Here is a 6,150-nt window from a genome sequence, read left to right on the forward strand (position 1 = left end):
GCCGCCGTCCCCGCCGCGTAGAACCATCTTCAACACGCCGTCATCAACGGCGCAAGGTGGGTTCGCGGAACGTTTACAACCTTTGTACGGCAAACAAAGTGGAGCCGAGGTGAGCTACAACCCTCACAAGCCAGGTCGTCCCAGCCACGCACTGCACACCTACTGGGTCGGCAACCTGCGTCTGGTGCTCGATGTTGTTGTATCTCCCGGCAAAGAGCACAGTGCGGCCAAAGCGCGACCTGGCTTGATCGGCGTACTGGACAAACTTGAGCCCCAGCAGCGCCCAGCCTTGGTTCGAGGAGACTGCGGCTTTGGCAACGAGCCCTTCATCGCCGAGTTGGAGGGGCGCGCCCAGCCCTACCTGTTCAAACTGCGCCAGACGGTAGGCGTCAAGCGCTTGCTGGCGCGCCAATTTGCGCGTGATGACTGGAGCACATCCGGACCCAGCGACCAGGGCTGGAGCGCCGTCGAAGACACCCTCAAACTGTCGGGCTGGGACAAATCACGCCGTGTGGTGGTCTTGCGTCGCGCCGTCAAAGCCGATTTGGCGCTGAGTCGAAAAACCAAGGGCGAGCAGATTGAACTGCTGATGCCCGACAAGGATGTGCAGGCCTGGGAGTACGCCGTGCTGGTGACCAACAGCACCTACGCCCTGGAGATATTTGGCCAACTCTACCGGGACCGGGCCGATTGTGAGAACGGCTTTGATGAGCTGAAAAATCAGTGGGGTTGGGGAGGATTCACGACCCAGGACATTGAGCGCTGCCAGACGAGTGCCAGAGCCGTGGCGCTCCTTTACAACTGGTGGAGCTGGTATTGCCGAGCAGCCAAACCGGGCGTGAGAATGGAGGCCATCACCAGCCGCGCACTATTACTCGCCGGTGTGGGCCGTGCGGTCAAACATGCAGGACAGACGACGCTGTATCTCACGCCAATGCACGCCGCAAAGGACAAGCTGATCGAGCTCATCACCCATATCCGTGCGGCCTTGAGTCATGTCAGGGCTGTTGCGGAGCAGTTGCCGCTGACAGACCGCTGGAGGACTTTCTTGGACTATGTAGTGGCGAAAATCACCCGCCCATTGCCGCCGTGGCACCCGCCGGAGCGAATCGCATTGGTCGGCTAACTGCCGTTTCTAGGATCTATTCTTTCTGGATACCGGCTGTGGCTGCGACATTCGCCCAGAGTGCCACTTCTTTAGCTAAGAAGCTTCCAAACTCTGCAGGTGTATTGGCGATCGGCGTAAATGCTAGTTCGGTCAATCGCTTTTTTGCAACGTCGCTTTGAAGTACTTTAACGACCGCTGCATACAGGCGTCCCACAATCTCAGGTGGTGTGCGTGCCGGTGCTAACAGTCCGATCCACCCGATGGTGGAAAATCCCCTGATTCCTGATTCGGCGACGGTTGGAACTTCGGGTAGTAACGGATTTCGTTGTGGTGAAGATACCGCGAGTGCGCGCAATGAGCCCGACTTCACATTGGTCAACACCCCCGGCAGGGAGTCAAACATAACCGGCACGCGACCGGTCATCACATCGATCATGGCCGAGGAGCTTCCCTTGTAAGGTACGTGTTGGAGTGACACTTGGCTCATCTGGGTAAACATTTCCATCGTGAGATGGCTGGTCGTCCCGTTGCCCGCCGATGCAAACTGAAGCAGCCCAGGCTGTAGGCGAGCCTTATCCACCACGTCTTTAGCGGAGTGCAATTGTGAGGCTGGATTCGCAACCAACACCTGTGTGACAGATGCGATATTGGAGATAGGGGCAAAGTCCTTCAGTGTGTCGAAGCCCACCTTCTTATAGACGTTCGGTCCAATAGCCAGCGGCCCGCTTGACCCCATGTAGAGCGTATAACCATCCGGAGCTGCCCTTGCCGCAGCGGCGGTTCCAATTATGCCGCCAGCACCGGCCTTGTTGTCAACCACTACCGGTTGACCTAGTTCGACAGCCAGCAGTTGACCGATCAGGCGCGCCAGGATATCGGCGCCTTGCCCAGATGGAAACGGCACGATCAGTCGAATGGGCTTGTCGGGGTAGGGGCGAGCTGCACGAGCGGACAGCGCAGTGGTCACCAGACCCGCCGCTAGGTAAGTCAGGGTGGTGCGCCTTGGCAGATATGTCATGTTGTCTCCTTAATAACGTTTAGGGGCACTAAATGCGGACTCGGCGACGCCGGTTGAGCTCCCTGCTTCGTGGGGCGGTTGCTCGAACTGACGTGGTGTGGACGCATCTCCAATTTATTCGAAGGAGTTGGTTGGGGTGGTTTTGCGGGTTCTGTCGCGGTAAGGATGAATGGCCGAGAAAAGGTGAACTGGTAGGTGGCGATCAGATCGCCAGGTTGACTGTGCAACTCTTGTCGGCCCGACTCCACTATTGCGACAGAACCAATCCGATCGATTCTGCCGCGCAGACTCCTAGGTGAGGGCAGGCCGGCGACAGGAAACATTTAACGGACACGCCTCCGGCTAACTGTGCGGTCTTTTGCCCGCCCACGCGCGAGTGAGTAGCGTTCTGAGTGCCTCCGGTTCCACTGGGCGCGGATTCCAATAGGGAGCGCGAGTTGCAATCTCCATAGCCCGATCGATGTCTGACTCCATAAAGCCCAATTGCGCGAGCGACGTTGGTGCTCCAACACGTTGGATAAAATCGAACAAGCCGTCTGCTGCATTCTCTACTCTTAATGCGCGCGCTACGGCAGCCATAGCCTGTGGAGCAAAAGAAGCGTTGTATGCAGTTGCGTGCGGTAGGATGACAGTATGGGTCTCGGCATGCGGAAGATTAAAGGATCCCCCGAGCGTATGGCAGAGCTTGTGGTGAAGAGCCATTCCGGCTGCACCAAGGCAAGTACCACAAAGCCAGGCGCCATAAAGCGCCTGCGCGCGCGCGTCTCGATCCTTTGGATCGCTAGCCAGGCGAGGTAGAGAAACCCCGAATGCGCGAATTCCTTCCTCTGCCATAAGAGAAATAATTGGATTTCCGTCCTTGGCATAAAGCGCTTCTACAGCATGAGCCATAGCATTTATTCCCGATGTGATCGAGGTGTTGGCGGGCAAGGAATAGGTCAGCTCTACGTCGTAGATTACGACCTCCGGCAAGACCTTTAATGTTCGTTGCGTCGTCTTTAAGCCGTCCTTCGTCTCGCCTAGAATTGGAGTCATTTCCGACCCGGCATAAGTGGTCGGTAACACAACTTGTGGGAGGTCGGTGCGCAGAGCAATAGCCTTCGCCAGTCCGATAGTCGACCCACCTCCAATGGCAACTACCACGTCGGCTTGGAATGCCCGTGCCACATCCACAGCCTCTTCTGTCACATGAACGGGAGTGTGCATTACTGCGCCAGCAAAAATACCTGCACGCTTCGCACCCAAGCAGGCAGAAATCTCTTCTGCCTTGTTCTTTCGCTCAGGAGTCGACAAGACGAGAGCTCGACTGACACAAAGTCGTTCCAGTTCTTGCGTGAGTTGCGTTGCCGTACCAAAGCCGAAAATGACGCGTGCTGGCGCCGATTCATAAATGAACGCTTTCAAGTCATGCTCCCTTGGCAACCTGCCCGAACAATCGCGACGGATTGTCGACAAGAATTCTGCGACGTTGCTCCTCCGATGGCGCAAAATCTAACAGGAGGTTCGTTAGGTCACCATCATTGGGCATGCGCTTTACGTCGAAATAGCCCGAGTGCGGCCAGTCCGTTCCCCAAATCACGCGGTCGGGAGCAACGTCAACAAGGGTGCGGGCTAGCGGCACCACGTCCTGGTAGCTCGGCGAGTTCCGGCTGATTCGGTCGGCGCCGGTCAGTTTCACCCACATATGGGGAAGGCGCATTAAATCGACCAGCGTTTTGAAGTCCGGTTGATCGACGCCTTTAGTCGGATGGACACGCCCGAAGTGGTCTATTAGCGTGGGTATCGTGAGTTGTGACAACCGCTCGGCAAGGCTGTGGATGGCGTTCGATGCAAAATGTAGGTTCACGCACCAGTCAAGTTCGCCACACCATTGCACGACCCTGTCGAACAACGCGGTGTCAAGTTCGCCTGATCCATGCTCAGGGTTAAAAGCGAAGCGAACGCCGCACGCGCCCTTCTTCTTCATTTCCTTCAATTGAGGTAGCGTGACGTCGGGAGCGATCTTTACGATTGCGAGGAATCGCCCCTCCGAGCGCTCGACGGCGTCAAGAGTTACTGAGTTATCTGGGCCATGGATATTGGGATGAACACAAACGCCGCGCTCGATACCCAGTGCCAGCATCAACTTTACATACTCTTCGAATGGAGAATCTGGCGGCGTGTATTTACGCGTCTCCGAATATGGATATTTCGTGGTTGGCCCGAACACGTGGAAATGAGTGTCCCAACTACCTGGGGGCATCACGAATCGCAGCGGATTAATATGATGTTGTGGACCGAGGCACTTTGGCGAAACTTCAACAGCTTGTTCTGACATCTTTGGTTTCCTTAAGGATGGTCTGCCTAAGTCAATTTTTGATTCGTTATGCGCTCGTAACCCATTGGTTTCATTGAGGCAGAATCTGAGAAGACGACTTATGCAGAAGTTTTTAACGGAGGAGATTAGCGTGGCCTTTTAGGCCCGATGGTTAAGGGCACTGATCAATTTTCGGGCGTGCGCAATTGCGGCATCGGTGATACGGGCCGCCGCCCTTGTAGACTCCGTTGTATCAAACGCAGGTCTAAGAGCTTCCGCGAGATTACGATGTCTTTTAGCAAGACAAGTGAGAAGACTTCCCTGATGAGCGAGGACGTCACTTACAGCTTTTTCAACGGCCGCGTGTGCCTGCTTCCGGCCCATTGAACGGCTCAGCACAGCCGCAGCCGCATCGCTGAACAGCAGACCGTTGGTCAAATCCAAATTTTCGCGCATTCTCGCCACATTGACAGAGATACCACCTGAAACACGCCGCGCCTCGCGCAGGGCACCGGACGCTAGGCCAAAGAGTGCGGGCAGAGCATGCCACTCAGCGTGCCACGCACCGACCGGCCGTTCATGTAAGCTGGCCAACGATGACATCAACGTAGACACATGCCCTGGGGCAGCGCCATGAGCCGCGAGAATCATCATGGAAGAGATGGGGTTACGCTTGTGCGGCATGGCTGAAGATCCGCCACGACCCGGTTCATAAGGTTCGGAAACTTCGCCTACCTCAGTGGATGACAACGAGATAATATCGGTAGCGATCTTCCCTAGAATACCAATCAAGATTCCTAGCCAAGATCCGGTTTCAACAATACGCGCGCGGTGCGTGTGCCAAGTAATTGGGGGCGATCGCAACCCCAGTATGTCGGCAAAAGAATCGATCACCGCCGGTCCTTTATCACCCAGCGCTGCTAATGTTCCCACGGGACCTCCTAGTGACACCACAAGAATGTGGGGTCTAAGGGTCTGTAGATACTCTACGTGTTCAGATAACGCTACGCACCACCCGGCTACTTTATATCCAAATGTGATAGGGGCCGCTTGCTGCGAAGCTGTTCGAGCAACACATGGTGTCTCCCGATGTTTCTCAGCCAAACTTGCTAGATTTTTCACGGTCGCAAGCAAATCATGACTTAAAAAGTCTAATGCTTCGCGAATTTGGAGTACACGGGCGGTGTCTGCGATATCCTGAGTCGTTGCGCCGAAATGAAAATACGGTTCCAGGTCTGGAGGAAGCTTAGCTTGAACCGCCTGCACGAACGGGATCGTCGGGACGCCTGATAACTCAGAACCACGCGCTAATGTGCTTGGTTCTAACCCTTCCCTTTGCACATTTTCTATAGCCGTTGCAAGAGACATCGGAACAAGACCGTGTTCGGCCTGAGCTCGCGCAAGTGCCCCCTCCACCTGGAACATAAAAGATATATACCGGGAATCAGAAAAGACTTCACGCATGGATTCCGTGGAAAAAAGATTCCCCAAAACTTCAGAATCAAGAGGAGAGAAACTCATTTCGCAGCGTCTTTTTGTTTATGAGAATTAATATAATATAAATTATATTTTTTTACGATTTAATCGAACGGAATCGTGCCACGCATCGACTCTCGCTGCGCTAGCTTGTCATACCACGCAGCAAGCGACGGGGTTCTGTCGCGTTGCCAGTTGATAAACGAGTTTGGGGTAGGAACGGATGCCAGTTCTTCAAACGGGACGGATTTG

At 55.0% G+C, this 6,150-nt stretch carries 5 protein-coding genes; 1 reads left to right on the forward strand and 4 read right to left on the reverse strand.

The genetic code is table 11. The features are described 5' to 3' along the window. Positions 1-1,126, forward strand: a 1,126-nt coding sequence (locus BN948_RS25055) for a transposase (RefSeq protein WP_238327265.1), incomplete at its 5' end; no start/stop codon positions are given. A 16-nt stretch (positions 1,127-1,142) separates the two neighbouring features. Here BN948_RS25055 and BN948_RS26415 read toward each other — a convergent pair. The 4 genes from BN948_RS26415 to BN948_RS26430 form a co-directional block, all read right to left on the reverse strand. Beyond that, a complete protein-coding gene (locus BN948_RS26415; RefSeq protein ID WP_009515410.1) occupies positions 1,143-2,126 on the reverse strand; it encodes a Bug family tripartite tricarboxylate transporter substrate binding protein in 984 nt (327 codons plus the stop codon). A gap of 342 nt (positions 2,127-2,468) precedes the next feature. Continuing rightward, positions 2,469-3,530: a maleylacetate reductase gene (locus tag BN948_RS26420; RefSeq protein WP_009515412.1), complete on the reverse strand. Its 1,062-nt coding sequence runs from the start codon at positions 3,528-3,530 to the stop codon at positions 2,469-2,471. Position 3,531: 1 nt separating this feature from the next. Further along, positions 3,532-4,443 (reverse strand): 4-sulfomuconolactone hydrolase, encoded by a 912-nt coding sequence (locus BN948_RS26425; RefSeq protein WP_081922068.1) that lies wholly within the window; start codon positions 4,441-4,443, stop codon positions 3,532-3,534. A gap of 138 nt (positions 4,444-4,581) precedes the next feature. Continuing rightward, on the reverse strand, positions 4,582-5,943 hold the full coding sequence (locus BN948_RS26430; protein WP_009515417.1) for a class-II fumarase/aspartase family protein: 1,362 nt from the start codon (positions 5,941-5,943) through the stop codon (positions 4,582-4,584). Positions 5,944-6,150 lie beyond the last annotated feature (207 nt).

It is taken from the genome of Hydrogenophaga intermedia (genome assembly GCF_000723405.1).
GTDB classification, from domain to species: Bacteria; Pseudomonadota; Gammaproteobacteria; order Burkholderiales; family Burkholderiaceae_C; genus Hydrogenophaga; species Hydrogenophaga intermedia.

What these genes read in the sequence shown, in the direction of transcription:
- BN948_RS26430 (WP_009515417.1), bottom strand. Translation starts at nt 5,943, where the DNA reads ATGAGTTTCTCTCCTCTTGATTCTGAAGTTTTGGGGAATCTTTTTTCC.
- BN948_RS26425 (WP_081922068.1), bottom strand. Translation starts at nt 4,443, where the DNA reads ATGTCAGAACAAGCTGTTGAAGTTTCGCCAAAGTGCCTCGGTCCACAA.
- BN948_RS26415 (WP_009515410.1), bottom strand. Translation starts at nt 2,126, where the DNA reads ATGACATATCTGCCAAGGCGCACCACCCTGACTTACCTAGCGGCGGGT.